16 protein-coding genes and 1 pseudogene are annotated in these 18819 nt (G+C 38.8%); 8 read left to right on the forward strand and 9 right to left on the reverse strand.

Going from position 1 to position 18819, the window contains the following annotated elements; all coding sequences use genetic code 11:
- Positions 1–10 precede the first annotated feature (10 nt).
- The 4 genes from A3GM_RS0109000 to A3GM_RS11690 form a co-directional block, all read right to left on the reverse strand.
- The gene (locus tag A3GM_RS0109000; protein WP_018363041.1) at positions 11–643 is read right to left on the reverse strand and encodes an NADH-quinone oxidoreductase subunit B; all 633 of its coding nucleotides are present in this window, start codon (positions 641–643) and stop codon (positions 11–13) included.
- A complete protein-coding gene (locus tag A3GM_RS0109005; protein WP_009228711.1) occupies positions 634–984 on the reverse strand; it encodes an NADH-quinone oxidoreductase subunit A in 351 nt (116 codons plus the stop codon). The genes A3GM_RS0109000 and A3GM_RS0109005 overlap by 10 nt, the downstream gene beginning before the upstream one ends.
- A 114-nt stretch (positions 985–1098) precedes the next feature.
- Positions 1099–1965: a hypothetical protein gene (locus tag A3GM_RS0109010; protein WP_018363042.1), complete on the reverse strand. Its 867-nt coding sequence runs from the start codon at positions 1963–1965 to the stop codon at positions 1099–1101.
- Between the two features lie 101 nt (positions 1966–2066).
- Positions 2067–2225 (reverse strand): hypothetical protein, encoded by a 159-nt coding sequence (locus A3GM_RS11690; protein ID WP_018363043.1) that lies wholly within the window; start codon positions 2223–2225, stop codon positions 2067–2069.
- A 533-nt stretch (positions 2226–2758) separates the two neighbouring features.
- Here A3GM_RS11690 and clpB point away from each other — a divergent pair.
- The 3 genes from clpB (at position 2759) to A3GM_RS0109030 (ending at position 8486) form a co-directional block, all read left to right on the forward strand.
- Positions 2759–5350, forward strand: coding sequence for an ATP-dependent chaperone ClpB (gene clpB / locus A3GM_RS0109020; protein WP_018363044.1), 2592 nt, complete (start codon positions 2759–2761; stop codon positions 5348–5350).
- A 272-nt stretch (positions 5351–5622) separates the two neighbouring features.
- The gene (locus A3GM_RS0109025) at positions 5623–7014 is read left to right on the forward strand and encodes an SGNH/GDSL hydrolase family protein (RefSeq protein ID WP_018363045.1); all 1392 of its coding nucleotides are present in this window, start codon (positions 5623–5625) and stop codon (positions 7012–7014) included.
- Complete coding sequence (locus A3GM_RS0109030) at positions 7011–8486, forward strand: MBOAT family O-acyltransferase (RefSeq protein WP_018363046.1); 1476 nt, start codon at positions 7011–7013, stop codon at positions 8484–8486. Before A3GM_RS0109025 ends, A3GM_RS0109030 begins: the two co-directional genes overlap by 4 nt.
- A 162-nt stretch (positions 8487–8648) precedes the next feature.
- Here the strand turns inward: A3GM_RS0109030 and A3GM_RS0109035 are convergent, their stop codons facing one another.
- A complete protein-coding gene (locus A3GM_RS0109035) occupies positions 8649–9332 on the reverse strand; it encodes a 5'-methylthioadenosine/adenosylhomocysteine nucleosidase (protein ID WP_018363047.1) in 684 nt (227 codons plus the stop codon).
- Between the two features lie 15 nt (positions 9333–9347).
- The gene (locus A3GM_RS0109040) at positions 9348–10112 is read right to left on the reverse strand and encodes a nitroreductase family protein (protein ID WP_018363048.1); all 765 of its coding nucleotides are present in this window, start codon (positions 10110–10112) and stop codon (positions 9348–9350) included.
- A 1191-nt stretch (positions 10113–11303) separates the two neighbouring features.
- On the opposite strand from A3GM_RS0109040, the pseudogene A3GM_RS11795 reads away from it, so the two are divergent.
- The 5 genes and pseudogenes from A3GM_RS11795 to dnaA all read left to right on the forward strand — a co-directional run.
- Positions 11304–11849 (forward strand): annotated as a pseudogene (locus A3GM_RS11795) (ribonucleoside-diphosphate reductase); the annotation flags it as partial.
- 24 nt (positions 11850–11873) lie between these two features.
- The gene (folB, locus tag A3GM_RS0109050; RefSeq protein WP_018363050.1) at positions 11874–12251 is read left to right on the forward strand and encodes a dihydroneopterin aldolase; all 378 of its coding nucleotides are present in this window, start codon (positions 11874–11876) and stop codon (positions 12249–12251) included.
- A gap of 59 nt (positions 12252–12310) precedes the next feature.
- Positions 12311–13537, forward strand: a complete 1227-nt coding sequence (locus A3GM_RS0109055; RefSeq protein ID WP_018363051.1) for an N-acetylmuramoyl-L-alanine amidase family protein — start codon at positions 12311–12313, stop codon at positions 13535–13537.
- A 15-nt stretch (positions 13538–13552) separates the two neighbouring features.
- A complete protein-coding gene (locus tag A3GM_RS0109060; protein ID WP_018363052.1) occupies positions 13553–14455 on the forward strand; it encodes an MlaD family protein in 903 nt (300 codons plus the stop codon).
- Between the two features lie 201 nt (positions 14456–14656).
- Complete coding sequence (dnaA, locus tag A3GM_RS0109065) at positions 14657–16072, forward strand: chromosomal replication initiator protein DnaA (protein WP_025830151.1); 1416 nt, start codon at positions 14657–14659, stop codon at positions 16070–16072.
- Positions 16073–16321: 249 nt separating this feature from the next.
- Here dnaA and bcp read toward each other — a convergent pair whose 3' ends face one another.
- The 3 genes from bcp to A3GM_RS0109080 all read right to left on the reverse strand — a co-directional run bounded on the left by bcp (position 16322) and on the right by A3GM_RS0109080 (position 18809).
- A complete protein-coding gene (gene bcp, locus A3GM_RS0109070; protein WP_018363054.1) occupies positions 16322–16780 on the reverse strand; it encodes a thioredoxin-dependent thiol peroxidase in 459 nt (152 codons plus the stop codon).
- Between the two features lie 86 nt (positions 16781–16866).
- Positions 16867–17748: a 4-hydroxy-3-methylbut-2-enyl diphosphate reductase gene (locus A3GM_RS0109075; RefSeq protein ID WP_018363055.1), complete on the reverse strand. Its 882-nt coding sequence runs from the start codon at positions 17746–17748 to the stop codon at positions 16867–16869.
- Entirely contained in the window at positions 17745–18809 is a 1065-nt protein-coding gene (locus A3GM_RS0109080) for a DUF1573 domain-containing protein (protein WP_018363056.1), read from the reverse strand. Before A3GM_RS0109080 ends, A3GM_RS0109075 begins: the two co-directional genes overlap by 4 nt.
- Positions 18810–18819: the final 10 nt, after the last annotated feature.

Here is an 18819-nt window from a genome sequence, read left to right on the forward strand (position 1 = left end):
CTTATTACAATTAATCATCAATACCTTTCTTAGGGTCGAAGTCTTCAGGAACACCATTCACAATGATTGGAGTTTTCTCTTTCTTGTTAGCTCCGCCAAAGAATTTTTCTATCTTTATCTTACGTTGCAACTGCATCATTCCATAAAGAATAGCTTCTGGACGTGGAGGACAGCCTGGAACATAAACATCAACAGGCACAATCTCATTAATACCACGCACAACATGATACGATGCTTTAAAAGGTCCACCGCTAATAGCGCAACCTCCAATGGCAATAATATATTTAGGTTCTGCCATTTCATCATAAAGTCGTTTAAATACGGGTGCCATCTTGTTTGTAATAGTTCCAGCACACATAATCAAATCGGCTTGTCTTGGAGAGTTACGTGTTACTTCAAAGCCAAAACGAGCAAAGTCATAACGGGCGCAACCCACACTCATAAACTCAATACCACAGCAACTTGTGGCAAAAGTTAAACTCCATAAAGAATTTGAACGTCCCCAGTTTATTAGTTGATCTAATGAACCTGTAACCACATTCACTCCACCTTCGTGTAGTTCTTGTGCTATTTGTTCAAGGGTTTCATTGTCTTTAAATTCCTCGTAAGGAATACTCTTAATGTGCGGTTTCTTTACTTCCATTCCAAAGCTCCTTTCCGCCAAGCATAAGCAAGACCAAATACTAGTACCAAAAGAAAGAATCCAATGCTCGCTAAAGCAGTTGTTCCTATTTCTTTAACAACAACTGCCCAAGGATATAAGAACACTGTTTCTACATCAAACATCAAGAAAAGGATGGCAAACAAGTAGTAACCTACATGAACAGGAATCCAAGATGATCCCCTTGTTGGTATACCACATTCGAATGGTTCACCCTTTACCGCATTGTAAGAACGTGGTCCTATCAACTTAGCAATGGCGTATGCAGCCACTACAAGGAAGACAGCCGTAATTAAAACGGTAATAAATAAGATAAAATTCATAAAGATATATAGTATAATTATTTCGCACGAAAATTCGCATTCATATTGCTTGTTATCCTGCAAAGGTAACAATTATTTTAAAAAGATTTCATTTTATACGACAAAAATTGCCACTTATATATTACAAAAGTGTTGTTTTTGCGTTTCTATATGATAATTAACGAGTTCTTCTATCGGCGCTTTGATTATTTTAGCAATCTTCAATTGCAATCTATCCGCTGCCTCTTTCAATTCATTTTGAAAGTGATAGCCAATGCTACCCACCACTCCTAAGCCCAAATCAGCTCGTTTATAAGGAGTTATGTTTCGTTGAAGATATTGCACAAAGGCCTCAACCACCAGCTCACGCACCGCCTTTTCGTGTAGATGCAACTTGATAAAAGGAGCGAATGACGCCAAAAATCTATTCGGCATCGCCTCTTTATACACCTTACTAATGATCGTTGCAACGCTCAATTCGTATTCTTCAAAGAACTCATCTCTTATGCTTTGGGGCAAACTACCTTTTAAAATACCATTTAAAAAGCGTTTTCCTAAGTCTGCTCCGCTACCTTCATCACCAAGAATAAAGCCTAAAGCAGGAGTATTTTGAACGATCTCGCCATTCAAAAACAAACAAGAATTCGAGCCAGTGCCTAATATACACGCCACACCATCAGTGTTTCCGCATACCGCCCGAGCTGCTCCCAGTAGGTCACTGTTCACCTCCAGTTTCACGTTCTCATCAAAGTAGCGTTTCAACAGCTCTTCCATCACGCCCACAAACATAGCATTACAGCCTGCGCCATAAAAGTAAATAGCCTCTACAACGCATCCTTCGCAAGCCACATTCATAGCCAGTTGCTCCACTTCTCGTTCTATTTCGTCGTGCGATTGAATAACAGGATTCAGTCCTCCCCTATCCTTTCTAAAAACCTCTTTAGCGTGTTCAACACCCACCCAAGTTGTTTTTGTGCTTCCACTGTCGGCAATTAAAATCATAGTTCGCAATCTTTTGTTTTACGTTTTCTTTTTTATACGTCTCTTTCAAGGTGATATTTAATATAAGGTACGCATACATTATAATATATTTCAAATGCTTATCAATGCTGATAAACCATGAAATACAAATAAAGCAACAAACCTATTATTCCCAATAACAACACCGATTTAATTAAACAGCCTGTTATTTTCTTCACCACCACAACACCAATTACCAATGCAATAAGTGCTATGATGTATAAACTAAAATCTGAACCCATTTATTTCTATTTATTATTTAAGATATATCTTTAATGCTATGTATCTTGTAAGACATACAGTGCTTCTTCGATCCACTTTCCTCACACGATGTAAAAGCAATGCTTTCAGTATGCAATAACATTCCTTTTAGGACATAATGTCAATGCTTTTAAAATGAATTTACTATGCTTTTACTATAAGAATAACCATCTGCTGTTTTCAAATATAGTGAGAAAACCACCTCTCAAGAGCTATATTTAACACAAAAAGCGATTGTTGTTGCTGTTGTTCGTTCATATCTTACATTTCAATTCTTTAGTGGACAAAGTTACAAAAAAGCATTGTAATTACATAATTTACACCTTATTAATATAACAAAGCACTGCATGTTGATGCCAACCACCATGCACCCACTTTCAACCGCTATGAGGGTGCAACGCAATACCAATGTTTATAAAACGCTAAAACGCGTCTGTCATTTTGTCATATTTATCTCATTGGTACAAAACTTGTATAATTATGCGTAGAAAACGATAAAAGAAAGGAAATAAATATGACATTAGAGAAATATACAATCAAAGCTCAAGGCGTTATACAAGAAGCAGTTAACATTGCTCAAAGAAACGCACAACAAAGTATTGAGCCAATTCATTTGCTCAAAGCAATTATTGAAAAAGCTGGCGACATCACCAACTTTGTATTTCAAAAATTAGGTGTAAACACTGCTCATATTGTCAATTTGACAGATGCAGAATTACAACATCAACCTAAGGTGCAAGGAGGTGATCCTTACTTAAGCACTTCTTGCAATCAAATTCTATTAAAAGCAGAAGATATTGCCAAAGAGTTGGGCGATGAGTTCGTGGCTGTTGAGCCTTTATTATTGGCTCTTTTAGCTGTACAAAGCTCAGCAAGTAGAATTTTGAAAGATGCTGGTATTACCGAGAAAGACTTGAAAGCGGCTATCTTAGAGCTAAGAAAAGGCGAAAAGGTGCAAAGTCAAAGCGGCGACGAAAACTACCAAGCACTAAGCAAATATGCTAAAAACTTGGTGGAAGATGCTCGCAATGGTAAGCTCGACCCAGTGATTGGACGTGACGAAGAGATAAGAAGAGTGCTTCAAATTCTATCTCGTAGAACCAAGAACAACCCTATATTAATTGGTGAACCAGGTACTGGTAAGACCGCAATTATCGAGGGTTTGGCTGAAAGAATTGTGCGTGGAGACGTTCCTGAGAACCTAAAAAACAAGCAAGTGTACTCTCTTGACATGGGAGCTCTTGTGGCTGGTGCCAAATATAAGGGTGAGTTTGAAGAGCGTTTGAAGGGAGTTGTGAAAGAAGTAACCAACTCTAACGGCGACATTATATTGTTTATCGACGAAATTCACACTCTTGTGGGTGCTGGAGGCGGTGAAGGTGCAATGGATGCAGCCAACATTTTGAAGCCAGCTCTTGCTCGTGGAGAATTGAGAGCCATTGGTGCTACAACACTGAACGAATATCAAAAGTACTTTGAAAAGGACAAAGCACTTGAAAGAAGATTCCAAACTGTGTTGGTAGAAGAGCCCGATGAGATGGATGCAATATCTATTTTGCGTGGTATTAAAGAGAGATACGAGAACCATCACAAGGTAAGAATACAAGACGACGCATGTATTGCTGCCGTGAAATTGAGCGAACGCTATATATCTGATCGTTTCTTACCCGACAAAGCTATCGACCTTATGGACGAAGCAGCGGCTAAATTGCGTATGGAACGTGACTCTGTGCCCGAAGAACTCGATGAGATTTCTCGTAGATTAAAACAATTAGAGATTGAAAGAGAGGCTATTAAGCGTGAAAACGACGAGCCAAAAATCGCTCTATTAGATAAGGAAATTGCCGATCTTCGTGAGCAAGAACATTCGTTTAGAGCTAAGTGGGAAGGCGAAAAGGCTCTTGTTAATAAGATTCAACAATTGAAACAAGAGATTGAACAGCTTAAATTTGAAGCTGACAGAGCTGAACGTGAAGGCAAATACGAACGTGTTGCTGAAATTAGATATGGCAAGATTAAAACGCTTCAACAAGAGATTGAAACCATTAAGCAACAGCTTAGCGACACACAAGGAGCCGAAGGAATGGTGAGAGAAGAGGTTACAGCCGACGATATTGCTGAGGTTGTGAGCCGTTGGACAGGCATTCCTGTTACAAAGATGCTTCAAAGTGAACGTGAAAAGCTATTGCATTTGGAAGAAGAGCTTCACCATCGTGTAATAGGTCAAGAGGAAGCAATCACTGCTGTTAGTGATGCTGTGCGCAGAAGTCGTGCAGGTATGCAAGATCCAAAGCGTCCTATTGCCTCATTTATCTTCTTAGGAACCACTGGTGTGGGTAAAACTGAGTTGGCAAAGGCTCTTGCTGAATATCTATTTAATGATGAAACGATGCTAACTCGTATCGACATGAGTGAGTATCAAGAGAAGTTTAGTGTGTCAAGACTTATCGGTGCGCCCCCAGGATATGTGGGTTATGATGAAGGTGGACAGCTTACTGAAGCTGTTAGACGCAAACCTTACAGCGTGGTGCTATTCGATGAGATTGAAAAGGCGCATCCTGATGTGTTTAACATCTTACTACAAGTGTTAGATGATGGTAGACTTACCGACAACAAAGGACGCACTGTGAACTTCAAAAACACTATCATCATTATGACATCTAACATGGGAAGCAATCTTATTCAACAAAAGATGGCTACCATTAACGATGAAAACAGAGAGGAAGTGATTGTTGATACGAAATATGAAGTGATGGAGATGTTGAAAAAGACTATTCGTCCTGAATTCTTAAATCGTATTGATGAAACCATAATGTTCTTGCCTTTGAATAAGGAAGAGATTGCACAAGTGGTTGAATTACAACTTAACTCGGTGAAGAAAATGCTTACTGCTCAAGGATTTGACTTGCAATGGACAAGTAAAGCTGTTGACTTCTTAACTGAAGTGGGCTACGACCCTGAGTTTGGAGCACGCCCTGTAAAACGTGCAATACAACGTTATGTGTTGAATGACTTATCTAAAAAGATTCTATCTGAAGCGGTGTTAAGAGATAAACCTATATTGATTGACGCCAATGAAGATGAGTTGATTTTCTCGAATAAATAGTAATTTTTGGTTAATTAGTTAGTAGTTGAAGTGCATGTCTTGTTTGTTTAATCCTTGATTAACGGCAAGATATGCATTTCTTTTTATTTCTTTATACCTTAACTATCTAAAAAATACCTTCTAAGGCTTGGTACTTTTGTTCTTTTTATGCTACCTTTGCGCCTACAATTTTGGTACCTACCTTATTTATATAGTGCAACACTTGATTGAAACAATATAGAAAGTGGGTTGCAAAAGAATATTTAAGAAGAAGAAAAAGATTGAAGAATAATATGAACAATAGTCCTACTCGCACTTTTGTATTGATGGGAATCATCGTCTTTGTGTTATTGATGATGTATCAACTCCCTATTCTTTCGATTGGAAACATTCAACTTCGACCTGTTCAAATCTTAAGTTCTGTGATTTCAGAGCCTGAAGAAAACAACATTGAAGTTATTCCAACGACGAAAGCTCCCAAACCTGTTATCGCTAAAACCAATAGCGGAAAGACCATACAATTTAAGGAAACATGGTCGAAAGGCGTTCAACCTATCGTGGATTATGCCGAAGGGAACACTGGAAGTATGGACTTTTTCTATGAACAACTGGCTAATGTGAAGAAGCTGAAACGCCCTGTTCGTATTGCTTATTATGGCGACTCGTATATCGAAGGTGACATTATGACCTGCGATTTGCGTGAGCTTTTTCAATCTACTTATGGCGGAAACGGAGTTGGTTGGGTTGACTGTGGCTCGGCAATTATCAGCTCTCGTCGTTCTATTCGTCAACAATCGAATGGTATGAGAGAGTATGTTGCAGCTAAAAAGCCTTTCGACAAGAACCAACAAGGCATAAGTGAGCGTTATTTTATTCCTTCTTCGGGAGCTAAAGTAAAGACTGACGGAACTAAATTCTATCCTCATAGCTCTAAATGGACCAATACTTCGCTCTTCTTCTACACTCCTTCGAGTGTAAATATTCAATATGCTTTGAGCAATAACAAAAGCGGCAACAAGGCTTTTACAGCTAAGAGTGGTGTACAAAGCTTTGAAGTGAAAGACTCTACGCAAAGTGTTTCTTATACATTTAACAATGTTGGAGGGGGCACTTCTATCTTTGGTATGGCACTTGAGAGCAACAATGGTGTGATATTAGATAACTTTAGTATGCGTGGTTCGACTGGTCTTACTATCGCAGACATACCTGTTAACCGCTTGAAAGAATTTAACTCGGTTCGCCCCTACGACCTTATTGTTTTGCACTTTGGTTTGAACATTGCCGTGAAAGGTAACAAACTGGTGGTGATGAAGGGTTATACCAACCGCATGAAGACGGTGATTGAGCACCTAAAGGCTGCGTTTCCACGCACTGCTATACTTGTTATGAGTGTGCCTGATCGTGACCAACGCACCGCAGAAGGCATTAAAACATTGCCTGAAGTGAAACAACTTGTTGGATTGCAACAGCAACTTGCTGCCGACACAAAGGTGAGTTTCCTCAACTTCTTTGAGGCTATGGGTGGCGAAGGCAGTGTTAGTGAATTGGTGGAACGCAACATGGCAAACAAAGATTATACACATATCAGCTTCGGAGGTGGTAAAGTGGTGGCTAAAAAGATTTTCCCTTCGTTCCAAGAGGGATTGAAGAATTATAACAAACGTAAAGCCTTAGAAAGACAATGATAAAAGATTTATTACATGTTCTGAGCTATAATGCAAAAGAACCCATGATTTTTTCGAGTGGGCTTTTTCTGTTTTTATTCTTGGGTTTCAGCTTTGTTTATATGTGTTTGCGAAGAAAGCTCACCGCACGTTTGCTCTTTGTAACTGCATTTAGCTACTATTTCTACTATAAGAGTAGTGGTTTTTACTTCTGCTTGTTGGCGTTTGTTACCCTAACCGACTACCTCATTGCCCACACTATCTATCGCTATAAAGAGAATAAGATGCTGGGTAAGCTGCTTGTGACTTTGAGTTTGGTGGTGGACTTGGGACTTTTGGGCTACTTTAAATATGCAAATTTCTTTGGAAGTATGCTAAGTAGCATCATTGGAAACAACTTTCAGCCATGGGATATCTTTCTTCCTGTGGGCATAAGCTTCTTTACTTTCCAAAGTTTGAGCTACACTATTGATGTTTATCGTGGTGACTTGAAGCCACTTCCAAGTATCTTAGACTACGCTTTCTACGTGTCGTTCTTCCCTCAACTCGTTGCGGGTCCTATCGTTAGGGCATCTGACTTTGCTCCACAAATACGCCAACCGCTCACCATTACGAACGAAATGTTTGCAAGAGGTGTGTATTTTATCATGATAGGTCTATTTAAAAAGGCGGTGATCAGCGATTATATTAGCGTGAACTTTGTTGAGCGTATTTTTGAGAATCCCAGTCTTTACAGCGGACTTGAAAACCTTTTAGGTATTTATGGCTATGCAATGCAGATTTATTGCGACTTCTCTGGCTACTCGGATATGGCTATTGGTATTGCACTTTTATTGGGTTTCCACTTCCCTATGAACTTTAATGCCCCCTACTCGAGCGTTAGTATCACCGACTTTTGGCGTCGTTGGCACATCAGTTTATCGACTTGGATTCGTGATTACATCTATATTTCGTTCGGAGGAAATAGAAAAGGAAAGGTTAGACAATATGTAAACCTTATTATCACCATGCTTCTTGGTGGTTTATGGCATGGCGCAAGTATGAATTTTGTGGTGTGGGGAGGATTGCATGGTGTGGCTCTTGCTATTCATAAGTATTATAGAAGTGAAGTGTTGCACCACGATGCGAAATATAAGAGCACTGGATTGAAACGTTTAGGGGCTATCTTTGTGACCTTTAATTTTGTGTGCTTTGCTTGGTTGTTCTTTAGAAACACATCATTTGACGCCAGTTTATTGATGCTCAACAGAATCTTTACATCGTTCCACATTGAGCTTCTTCCACAAATATTCGAAGGCTATAAATATGTATTTGCATTGATGCTCTTTGGCTATGTTACGCACTTTGTGCCCAACAAGTGGCAAGAAGGCTGCATAACCGCAATTGGAAAGACTAACGTTGTGATACAAGCTCTGCTCATTGTGTCGGTGATCTATATGGTTATTCAAATCAAGAGTAGCGACATTCAGCCATTTATTTATTTCCAATTCTAAAGGGAAAAGAATTCGACAAACAGATATTCGTTTGACTGTGCGTGTCCGTTAAGAAGTTTAAAGGATATGAGGATATAGAAAAAGCAATGCCTTAATGATTTAAGGCATTGCTTTTTTGGTTTCTTGTAAATATCGTTTGAGAAGCATGAAAGCCTCTGCAAGTTATAAGCTCAATAAGAATTGCTTGGTAACTTCGAATGAGCCATTGGCCAAACGTTCCCAAAAATCGAAGTATTGAGATGCGTCTGTGTCTTTTAAAGGTATGTCGCTGATAATTCGGAACGACACAAATGGAATGTTATAAGCATGGCATGTGTGAGCTATTGATGCGCTTTCCATATCCACGGCCTTTGCTTCGGGGAATTGGTTCAAGATACTTTGCATCTTTTCTTTGCTGTCTACAAACCAATCGCCTGTAACAATTAGACCGCTATGAACTGGTGTTTCAGGCTTCATTCCTGTGGCTTTTTGATACAAAGAGCTTGGAGTGTCGAAACGCTGTGGCTGTCCTAAAACCTGACCTGGCGCACACTCGCTACCACAATACACATCATGATAACAACAAGCGGTGCTCACCACCACTTCGGTTACATTTAAATTGACATCTGCTCCACCTGCAACTCCTGTAGAAATAATGAGTTCTGGGTTGTAAGCATGAATCATTTCAACTGTTCCTATTGCACTATTTACTTTTCCAATGCCACATTGTTGTAATATTAATTGGTGTGATCCGAGTTGTCCTAACACAAATGTTTTGTTGCCATGTTGCTCTTCTTTGCTGTCGGTTAACAGCGTTTTAAGTTGCGCAAACTCTTTATCCATCGCAACAATAATACCTATCTTCATCTTTTCTATATCGATTTAAAATAATTCTTTCAATTCTTTCTCGCTTAAAAACTTTTGTCGCACTAAGGCATTCAACAAGTTTTTGGAGAACACTTCGTTACCTTCTTTGGTGTATCTCACATCGGTAAACACCTGAGCGAGGGTCTCTTTCTTATTGATCTCTACAAAGTTCTTATTCACTTCGAGATCTTCTTTTGGACAATAATATTCGTCTATCGCCTCTGGAGTGTATTGTTGATAGGTTTCTTCGTGCAAAATACTCTTCAATGGCAATCGATCTGACAACTCTGGACATTCATCGGGCCAACCAAGTGTGATGGTTGCAACGGGCATTACCAAAGCGGGTAGATTTAAAACGTCGATAATTGGCTCGGGATTGTAGAGTGTTGTACCCAAATAGCAACAGCCTAAGCCTTGAGCCTCTGCCATATTGCAAAAGGTTTGGCAATAGAGCAAAGTGTCGGACACTGCATTGAGGAACGAAAGGAAATTATTGTATCCTGGATTTCCTTTGCGATGAAGTGCCCATTGCGTTGTTCTATTGAAGTCTGCACAAAACGTTAGCACCACAGGAGCTTGTGTAACCATTGGCTGATTGAAGTGAGCTGGAGCCAAACGAGCCTTGTTTTCGGCATTGGTTGTTGACACAACGCTATACAACTGCAGGTTTCCCATTGTTTGAGTGCATTCTGAAACGCTCAAAAGATAATTCAAAAGGTCGCTCGGAACCTCTTTATCTTGATATTTTCGAATGGTTTTTCTATTATTTAAACTTGTCATCTCTCAGTGTTTTTAATCTTCTACAAAGATAACGATAATTATCAAAACAACACCAAAAGCTTTGAATTTAAAGTTGAAGTGAATACTTGATATACACAAAGAATAGCCTAAATAGAACGATTTGTGAAAAAAATATAGTAGATTTGCATTGATTAAACAACATACAAGCAAAGACTTGTTCAATAGAAAGCGTTTATGGCACAATATATTTCACATGTTAAAGGACTTACAGAACGTTTAATGAACATTGAAAAGGGCTATTCGCAAAGCATCGAAAGAAATGCTTTTGAAGAGCTAATCGATGGAGATAACGCCTTGATATTAAGCACTGAACTGACTAAACTTTTGTCGGGCGAGCTACAATATCAACCTCATTGTAACGTTTCGGCCCCACTCTTCACCATCAAAGCTTCGATCAAAATAAACGAATGTATTGCTATTGATGACGATGGAATGGCTGGAATTGACACAAACAGATTGAAAGAAAAGACTTTAAAGGTTCTTCATCTACTCGATAACATGGTTGACTGTGCCATTGAGGCAATAGAATTGTATCTTCAGAACGATAGCTTATCGTCTGAAGAACGCTCTTTCTTTGAAACACGTCTTTTGAATTTAAAGACTTATAGAGGCGTAGCTCTAAACCTTCAAGATTATAATGAGGTGGTGAAAATGCTTTACCACGGAAACAATATCGAAGAACTTAGAGCGGCAACACTCAGCGTTTTAAAGGCGTTTGCTGGTTCGCTGTATGTCAACAACTTGCAAATGGCTCAAGAAAGAGGCTCTGCCCAACTGCTCGAAGCTAACATTGAACGTCAATGTAACATCTTAAAAGATTTGGAATTGAGCAACGACTGCAATGCTACAACTAAGAATGTATTTAGCTTGCGCAATGCAAGTATCATTTCTGTTGTACCTTGTTTGTCGGCAAGTGGAACTCAACTGAAGGAAGAACTCGCTATTGCTGATGTTATCACTCAATGGAATGATTCACCAAGTAGTTTGAACATCATTCTAAAAAAGGCGTATTTCGGAGAGCAACACAACAGCTATGAGAAAATTCTTCAACATCTTTCGGCTAACGGGACGACTGTTCTTTTCGACAAAGACAAGAGCAAGGACACACAAAGTGGAAAGGATTTGAACGGCGACTCGTCTACCATTTTCATGGCACAAGTGATTCCTAATCGTCCAAAAGAATTGGAATGCGATGTGGTTCGCTTTCAAAATAACAAAGAAAAATGGGTGGCTTTCGTTGGATTATTGAACGGATATCCCTACGAAATCTTTACTGGTTTGCAAGATGATGATGAGGGAATTGTTCTACCTAAGAGTGTTTTAAAAGGCAAAATCATCAAACATTCGTTTACAAATGCCCCCAGTCGCTACGATTTTCAATTTGAAAACAAACGTGGTTACAAAACGACTGTGGAAGGATTGAGCGAAAAATTCAACCCAGAATACTGGAATTATGCTAAGCTTATCTCTGGTGTTTTGCGTTATAGAATGCCTATTGAGCATGTAATTAAGTTGGTTGGATCGCTTCAACTCAAAGACGAAAGTATCAATACATGGACGAATGGTGTTGAAAGAGCACTGAAGAAATACATCTCTAATGGTGCTGTTGAACCCGAACAGACATGTAGTGAATGTGGAGAACACAATTTTATATATGAGGATAATCACCTTGTTTGTAAGCAATGTGGTACTATCTTGAACACTGAAGAACAATAAGTTTACCCTTTATAATCAATAATAATGCAGCTTCTACAAAGTTTCATTCATTTAAAAGATATTCGCTTAAAAGGCTATCACGGCGTACTTCCTCAAGAAAAGGTCGTGGGAAACGATTATATCATCAACCTTTCAATTGCTATCGACTTATCGAAAGCCATCGAAAGCGATAACTTAAACGACACAATTAGCTATGCTGAGGTGTTTGATATCGTCAAAAAAACGATGCAAGTAAAATGCGATTTAATTGAAAAGGTGGCAGGAAATATCGCTAAAGAGCTATTCAAAGCGTTTGAAAATATCAATGATTTGAAAATATCTATCACCAAACTAAACCCTCCTATGGGTGCAGATTGTAGTGGAGCAAGTGTAGAATTGCACTTAATAAATGATAAAATGTAATAGAAAACCATTTGAATTATAGGGTTTTTCGTTAATTTTGTAGGATAAAGAAGATAAATATGCTGAAGAAAAGATTTTTCTTTTTCATTATAACATCATTATTTGCGGTTTCTATGATGGCTGCAAACAAGGCCTTTACACTTGTTATTGACCCTGGACATGGAGGCAAAGATACAGGTGCCGCAGGTGCTTTTTCAAAGGAGAAGGACATCAACTTGACCGTAGCTTTGGCCTTCGGAAAGTATGTTGAACGCAATTGTCCCGAGGTAAAGGTCATCTATACTCGTAAAACCGACGTGTTCATTTCTCTTATTGAACGTGCCAATATAGCCAATAGGAATAAGGCTGACCTCTTTATTTCAGTGCATACGAATGCTCTTCCTGCTGGAAGAATAGTACGAGGATTCGAGACTTACACCCTAGGAATGCACAGAGCATCTGATAATTTGGATGTGGCTAAGAGAGAAAACTCGGTTATTTTGGTTGAAAAAGACTATAAACAAACTTACCAAGGCTTTGATCCTCGCTCGTCAGAAAGCTATATTATGTTCGAATTGATACAAGGACAGAACATGACAAAGAGCGTAGAGCTGGCTAAACTCATTCAACGTAATGTGTGTACTACCGCAAATCGAGTTGATAAAGGAGTGCATCAAGCTGGCTTCCTTGTGTTAAGAGAGACCTCAATGCCTAGCTGTTTGGTGGAATTGGGCTTCATCACGACTCCAGATGAAGAGCAATCGCTCAACTCTTCTACCACAGTTGACAACATTGCGAATGGCTTATACAAAGCATTTTTAGCTTATAAGAATAAGTATGACAAAAAGATTGTGGTGCCATATAAGAAAGATAAGGCTGAAGAAATACCCGTTCCGAGTGCTTTCCCGCAAGAATATACACCAATAAAGAATAGCGGTAGCGATATGGCAACGGTCACTATTCCTGTGAATACACCACGAAGTGACGAGATTCTACCCGACTCTTCAATGGTAAGAGCAGACGACCCAGCCGACACTCGACCCGTTTTTAAGGTACAAATACTGGCAAGTAGCAAACCACTTCGCATGCAAGATGGTCATTTTAAAGGTCTTTCTGGATACGATACGTATCAGGAAGACAATTTATATAAATACACCTATGGTGCTTCAACCAATTATAATGAGATCTATGAGTTGCGCAAAAGTTTGTCAAATAGATTTCCACAGGCTTTCATTATCGCATTCAAAAACAATAAAAGAATGAACATTAACGAAGCAATAACAGAGTTTAATAATAACAATAAATAAAGGAATAACAACAGAATGAGCTTAATAACAAAAGAAATAAAGATTGCTTTAGTAGCAATTATAGGTGTGGTTGCCTTATTTTTCGGTATGAGTTTCTTAAAAGGATTATCTTTCTTTGGAAACAATAATACTTATTATATAGAGTTCGATGACCTTAGTGGCGTGTCAGCTTCAAGTCCTATTTATGCCAATGGCTTTAAAGTTGGAGTTGTAACAGGTATCGATTATGACTATACAGCACAACGCAAGCCACGTGTAAAGATTGAGTTGAACAACGACATGCCTGTTCCTGAGGGTACAACCGCAGAGATTGAGAGCGACATGTTGGGCAATGTTAAGGTGAACTTAGTACTTGCTAAAGACATAACAAAGGTGCTTCCACATGACGGAGTCATTGAAGGTAGCCTCAACAACGGTGCTATGGGCAAGATGTCAGCAATGATTCCAACCATAGAAAAGATGCTTCCTAAGCTCGATTCGATTATGGCAAGCATCAATACCCTACTTGCCAACCCTGCAATCAACAACTCTTTACAAAACGTTGAGGGCATTACTGCCAACTTAACAACATCTACTAAAGAGCTCAACTCATTGTTGGCGACTCTCAACAGACAAGTTCCTGGAACAATTAGTAAAGCTAATAAGACATTAGATAATGTGAATACGCTTACAAGCAACATGGCTTCGATTGATATAACTTCAACAATGTCGAAGGTAGACAATACCATTGCAAGCCTACAAGAGTTCACCAACAAGCTCAATAGCAACAATGGTTCACTCGGATTACTAATGAACGACCAAAGTTTATACAACAACTTAAACGCAACAATGCAAAATGCCGACTCGTTAATGATCGACCTTCGCAAGCATCCTAAGCGTTATGTTCACTTCAGTATCTTTGGAAGAAAAGACAAATAGACAAACTATCACAAGCAAAATAGTTAGGGACAACTTCATAAAACAACACAGTTTATGAGTTGTCCTTTTTCATTTATACTCTTGATTAAGAATAATAACTATATAAAAACATTGTGGGTTATAAATAAAATGCGTAATTTTGCATTCCCAAAGAACAACCTCATTGGGTCCTATTTAACCATCGATAGAAATCAAAGAAAAATGAAACCATCCCCCAATTCATTATGGGAAGAATGTCTTAAGCAGATTCGTGTTCACTTGCCAGAGAAGCAATACAACACTTGGTTCAGCACAATTCAACTACATTCGTATGTAGAACAGCAGAATTGTGTTATTCTTCAAGTGCCCAGCGAAATGGCTCGTGACTATATAGAAGAGCATTATATGCATCTTCTTGCGAATGCATTGCGAGACATTTTTGGTTCTAGCGTGAAGCTAAAATATAGCATTTCTATGGAAAGACAGCCTCTTGCTGCCAACAACCAAGCTGGAGAGCAATTTTATAACGATGGTACTAATGCAGGAAACAGCAGCTATCAAAATTCAGGTAGCACTCAAGAGGGTTCTAAGAAAGAGCCTTGGCGCAATTATTTAGATAACCATTATACCTTTGATAGCTTCATCCGAGGTGAAAGTAATGCAGTGGCACTCTCTGTGTCATTATCTATTGCCGAGCATCCCACACGCCGTCAGTTCAATCCAATGTTCCTTTTCGGTCCTTCGGGCTGCGGAAAAACCCACTTAATCAACGCCATTGGCTTAAGAATAGCAAAGCTATACGAGAACAAAAAGGTGCTGTATGTAAGTGCAAAGGACTTTGAAGTGCAATACACCAGCGCCCAATACACCAATAAGATCAACGACTTTATGCACTTCTATCAAAGTATTGATGTGCTAATTGTTGACGACATTCAATCATGGGCAGGCAAAAAGAAGACCTTAGAAACCTTCTTCTATATATTCAATCACCTTTTTAGAAACGGAAAACGTATCATACTTGCGTGCGATAGACCGCCTGCTGAGCTGGAAGGAATGGAAGAACGCCTCTTAACTCGATTCGTTTGGGGTGTTGTTGAAGAGCTTGGAAAGCCTAATATTCAATTGTGTATTGACATTTTGAAAAGCAAAGTGATACGTGATGGCTTAAATATTCCTGAAGATGTGATACGTTATATCGCAGAAAGAGCAAACGGAAGCGTACGCTATCTCGAAGGAGTTATCAACACACTATATGCTTTTAGTATCAATCTTGGACGTGAAATAGACATCGCTTTCGCTGAAGAAAGAATCAAAAAACTGGTAAAGATAGACGATAAGGCAATCACTACGGAAGAGATTATCGATGCCGTTTGCAAACAATTTGATGTTTCATCTGCAGCAATTGGTAGTAGAAGTAGAAAGCACGACTTTGTTGTTGCACGACAAGTGGCAATGTATTTAGCTCAAAAATACACCAATATGTCGGTATCAAGAATAGGAAGACTTATCGGAGGACGTGACCATGCAACTGTAATTCACAGCTGTAACCAAGTTGAAAAGAGAATTAAAACAGACAAAGACTTTGCTTCTTCGGTCAAAACACTCGAACAAATATTCGATAAAAAACAAGAGAAATAATTCATATTCACATATTATTATACCAATAAAGCCTCCACTTTTAATGGAGGCTTTATTGGTTTTAGCATCTAACAACATCACTCTTTCTTTTTAATTGTATTTCTGTCTAAATATAATTGCATTGCTATTAAGAGGTAAAAGCAATACTATTACATGCAAAAAGCATTGCTTTTGATCTTCAAAAACAATGCTTTTACAAATCCATATCTTTGTAGCCGTCAATCAACCACAAAGCATATCTAAAAAATATTACTTCACTAATTTAAGCAATTGAGCTGCATGCTCTTTCACTTTAATGCTCTTTGGAGTAATGATATGCTCTACCTTACCCTCTTCATCTATAATAAATGTGGTGCGATAGGTACCAAAATAGGTTCTACCATACATCTTTTTCTCACCCCAAACACCAAAAGCCTCAACCAACTTTTTATCTGTATCGGCAATAAGTGGGAAAGGAAGTTCATATTTTGTAATGAATTTTTGATGCGATTTCTCATCATCTACACTCACCCCAATCACTTCTAAGCCTGCACTTTGCAAGTCGTTATAACCCTCTTTCAAGCTACATGCCTGACTGGTACAGCCTGGTGTGTTATCTTTTGGATAAAAATAAAGCGCAAATTTCTTACCAAGATAATCGCTCGACTTTATCTCTTTACCATTAGCATCACGTCCTAAAATCTCTGGAATCTTATCTCCTATTTCCATAATATCTGTTTTTTATGTGTCAATAAATAATTTATAATTAGATAGAAGCGCACTATTTGCAAGTCTTTTGCATTGCCAATAGACGTCTATTCGTTACTTTCTTGCTGGTCCTCTAAATGCTTTTTGATATAATCTCTACACTCTTCCATTAGCCATTTAGGCGTACTTGTTGCGCCACAGATACCCACCGAGTTCACATTTTCAAACCACTTAAGGTCTATTTCCTCTGCGTTCTCGATGTGATAGCTATTGGGGTTGATGTTTTTACATTGATTATAAAGCACCTTTCCATTACTACTCTTGCGTCCACTCACAAATAATATAAGGTCGTGTTTAGCTGCAAAGAGCGCAATGTTAGGCATTCTGTTTGCCACTTGTCGACATATCGTGTCGAAACTATCGAACTTTGCCGAGCTCGAAATATGCTCTTTGATATACTTTATGATGCGTAAAAACTCTTCTAAGCTCTTTGTTGTTTGCGAATAAAAATAGATATCACGATTGAAATCGAGTTTTTTTGCATCTTCAAAATTCTCTATCACAATGGCTCTATTGGCTGTTTGACCAACTAAGCCCAACACTTCTGCATGTCCATTCTTACCGAATATCACAATTTGAGCATCGGGATTCTCCTCGAATTGCTTTCTAATTCGCTTTTGAAGTTGCAACACAACTGGGCAAGTTGCATCTATAATCTCTATATTATTCTGCTTTGCTAGCTCGTAAGTACTGGGGGGCTCGCCATGAGCACGCAACAAAACCTTTGCATTTTTAAGCTCTTTAAGCTTCTCATGATCGATAGTTGTGAGCCCACTCTTAGCAAGTCGGTTCACTTCCATGCCGTTATGAACAATGTCTCCCAATGAGTACATCGCCTCACCAGATGCAAGTTCTTCTTCAGCTTTACGTATTGCAGTGGTCACTCCAAAGCAAAATCCACTGCCATTATCTATCTCTATATTAATCATTTTACGTTAATTGTAATAATAACTTTAGGCTTTGAGGGGTCGTTTGTAATCATTAAAACCCTTGGTTTTGCCTTAACACTCTTCAATAGCTGTGCATCTGCGGTGATCTTCATTGTTGTTGCCTCGCCAGGTCTAAGCTTTGTCTTGCTCAAATCAACACGCAAACCAGCTGTAAACATTTGAATAGAACGTATGTCTAATACCGATTGACCAACATTCTTTATCTCAATCTCTCCTTTTTTCTTCTTTTTACCATCAAAAGAGCCAAGTTCTAACACTTCATTAGATAGCTCTAACTTCGCACTTTGTTGTAGTTCTGCCTCAGAAAGCTTATCAAACGAAGGCAAAAGCACTGCACTTACGCTAATTTCTTTATCACTTGACACCTTATCGCCTGCAAACATACCTAAGAATATCGATGTTTGTGTCAATCCAAAGGTATTTAACAGTTTTGAATCTAAGCTGATTGCAACCACTCCACTCTGTCCTGGTGCAAGCTTACTTGGTGATATATCGACCTTCAAATAATTGGGTAGATGCATCGCTATGGGCTGAATTGTCTTCTTTGTGTTATTCTTTATAAAGATTTTTTGCTGTGGATATTCGCCAGTCTGCACATCATCGAACTCTATATCGTTGCGATCTGCCTCTAAACTGCCAATCTTTGAAGCATAAGTTCCTTTGAAATCTTGTACCGAAGACACTACAACACCTTTATAAATAAGGAGTGCAGGACGTGGATCGGCATTGCTGTAAACAAGTAATTGCTTTGTGAAATGACCCAATTGAGCCGCATCGAAAGTGGCACGAATATGAGCTTTACCACCTTGTAGTATTGGTTGTTTGGGATAATCTACCTTTACACAGCCACAACTTACCTCAACATTATTGATCACTAAGGGGTTGTTTCCCGTGTTAGTCACCTCATAATCGGCAACAACTGGTATTCTATAGCTTGTTTGTCCTATATCTGTCACTTCATTAGCAATGGTTAACTCTTGTGCATTGGCCATCGTCATGCACGAGCAGAGCGCCACTGCCATCATCCACATTCTATTCATTTATGTTCTA

The sequence above is a fragment of the Hoylesella nanceiensis DSM 19126 = JCM 15639 genome (assembly GCF_000379965.1).
Taxonomy (GTDB): Bacteria; Bacteroidota; Bacteroidia; order Bacteroidales; family Bacteroidaceae; genus Prevotella; species Prevotella nanceiensis.

What these genes read in the sequence shown, in the direction of transcription:
- dnaA (WP_025830151.1), top strand. Translation starts at nt 14,657, where the DNA reads ATGAAACCATCCCCCAATTCATTATGGGAAGAATGTCTTAAGCAGATT.
- A3GM_RS0109010 (WP_018363042.1), bottom strand. Translation starts at nt 1,965, where the DNA reads ATGATTTTAATTGCCGACAGTGGAAGCACAAAAACAACTTGGGTGGGT.
- A3GM_RS0109000 (WP_018363041.1), bottom strand. Translation starts at nt 643, where the DNA reads ATGGAAGTAAAGAAACCGCACATTAAGAGTATTCCTTACGAGGAATTT.
- clpB (WP_018363044.1), top strand. Translation starts at nt 2,759, where the DNA reads ATGACATTAGAGAAATATACAATCAAAGCTCAAGGCGTTATACAAGAA.
- A3GM_RS0109035 (WP_018363047.1), bottom strand. Translation starts at nt 9,332, where the DNA reads ATGAAGATAGGTATTATTGTTGCGATGGATAAAGAGTTTGCGCAACTT.
- A3GM_RS0109005 (WP_009228711.1), bottom strand. Translation starts at nt 984, where the DNA reads ATGAATTTTATCTTATTTATTACCGTTTTAATTACGGCTGTCTTCCTT.
- A3GM_RS0109060 (WP_018363052.1), top strand. Translation starts at nt 13,553, where the DNA reads ATGAGCTTAATAACAAAAGAAATAAAGATTGCTTTAGTAGCAATTATA.
- A3GM_RS0109055 (WP_018363051.1), top strand. Translation starts at nt 12,311, where the DNA reads ATGCTGAAGAAAAGATTTTTCTTTTTCATTATAACATCATTATTTGCG.
- bcp (WP_018363054.1), bottom strand. Translation starts at nt 16,780, where the DNA reads ATGGAAATAGGAGATAAGATTCCAGAGATTTTAGGACGTGATGCTAAT.
- A3GM_RS0109080 (WP_018363056.1), bottom strand. Translation starts at nt 18,809, where the DNA reads ATGAATAGAATGTGGATGATGGCAGTGGCGCTCTGCTCGTGCATGACG.
- A3GM_RS0109025 (WP_018363045.1), top strand. Translation starts at nt 5,623, where the DNA reads ATGAACAATAGTCCTACTCGCACTTTTGTATTGATGGGAATCATCGTC.
- A3GM_RS0109075 (WP_018363055.1), bottom strand. Translation starts at nt 17,748, where the DNA reads ATGATTAATATAGAGATAGATAATGGCAGTGGATTTTGCTTTGGAGTG.
- A3GM_RS0109030 (WP_018363046.1), top strand. Translation starts at nt 7,011, where the DNA reads ATGATAAAAGATTTATTACATGTTCTGAGCTATAATGCAAAAGAACCC.
- A3GM_RS11690 (WP_018363043.1), bottom strand. Translation starts at nt 2,225, where the DNA reads ATGGGTTCAGATTTTAGTTTATACATCATAGCACTTATTGCATTGGTA.
- A3GM_RS0109040 (WP_018363048.1), bottom strand. Translation starts at nt 10,112, where the DNA reads ATGACAAGTTTAAATAATAGAAAAACCATTCGAAAATATCAAGATAAA.
- folB (WP_018363050.1), top strand. Translation starts at nt 11,874, where the DNA reads ATGCAGCTTCTACAAAGTTTCATTCATTTAAAAGATATTCGCTTAAAA.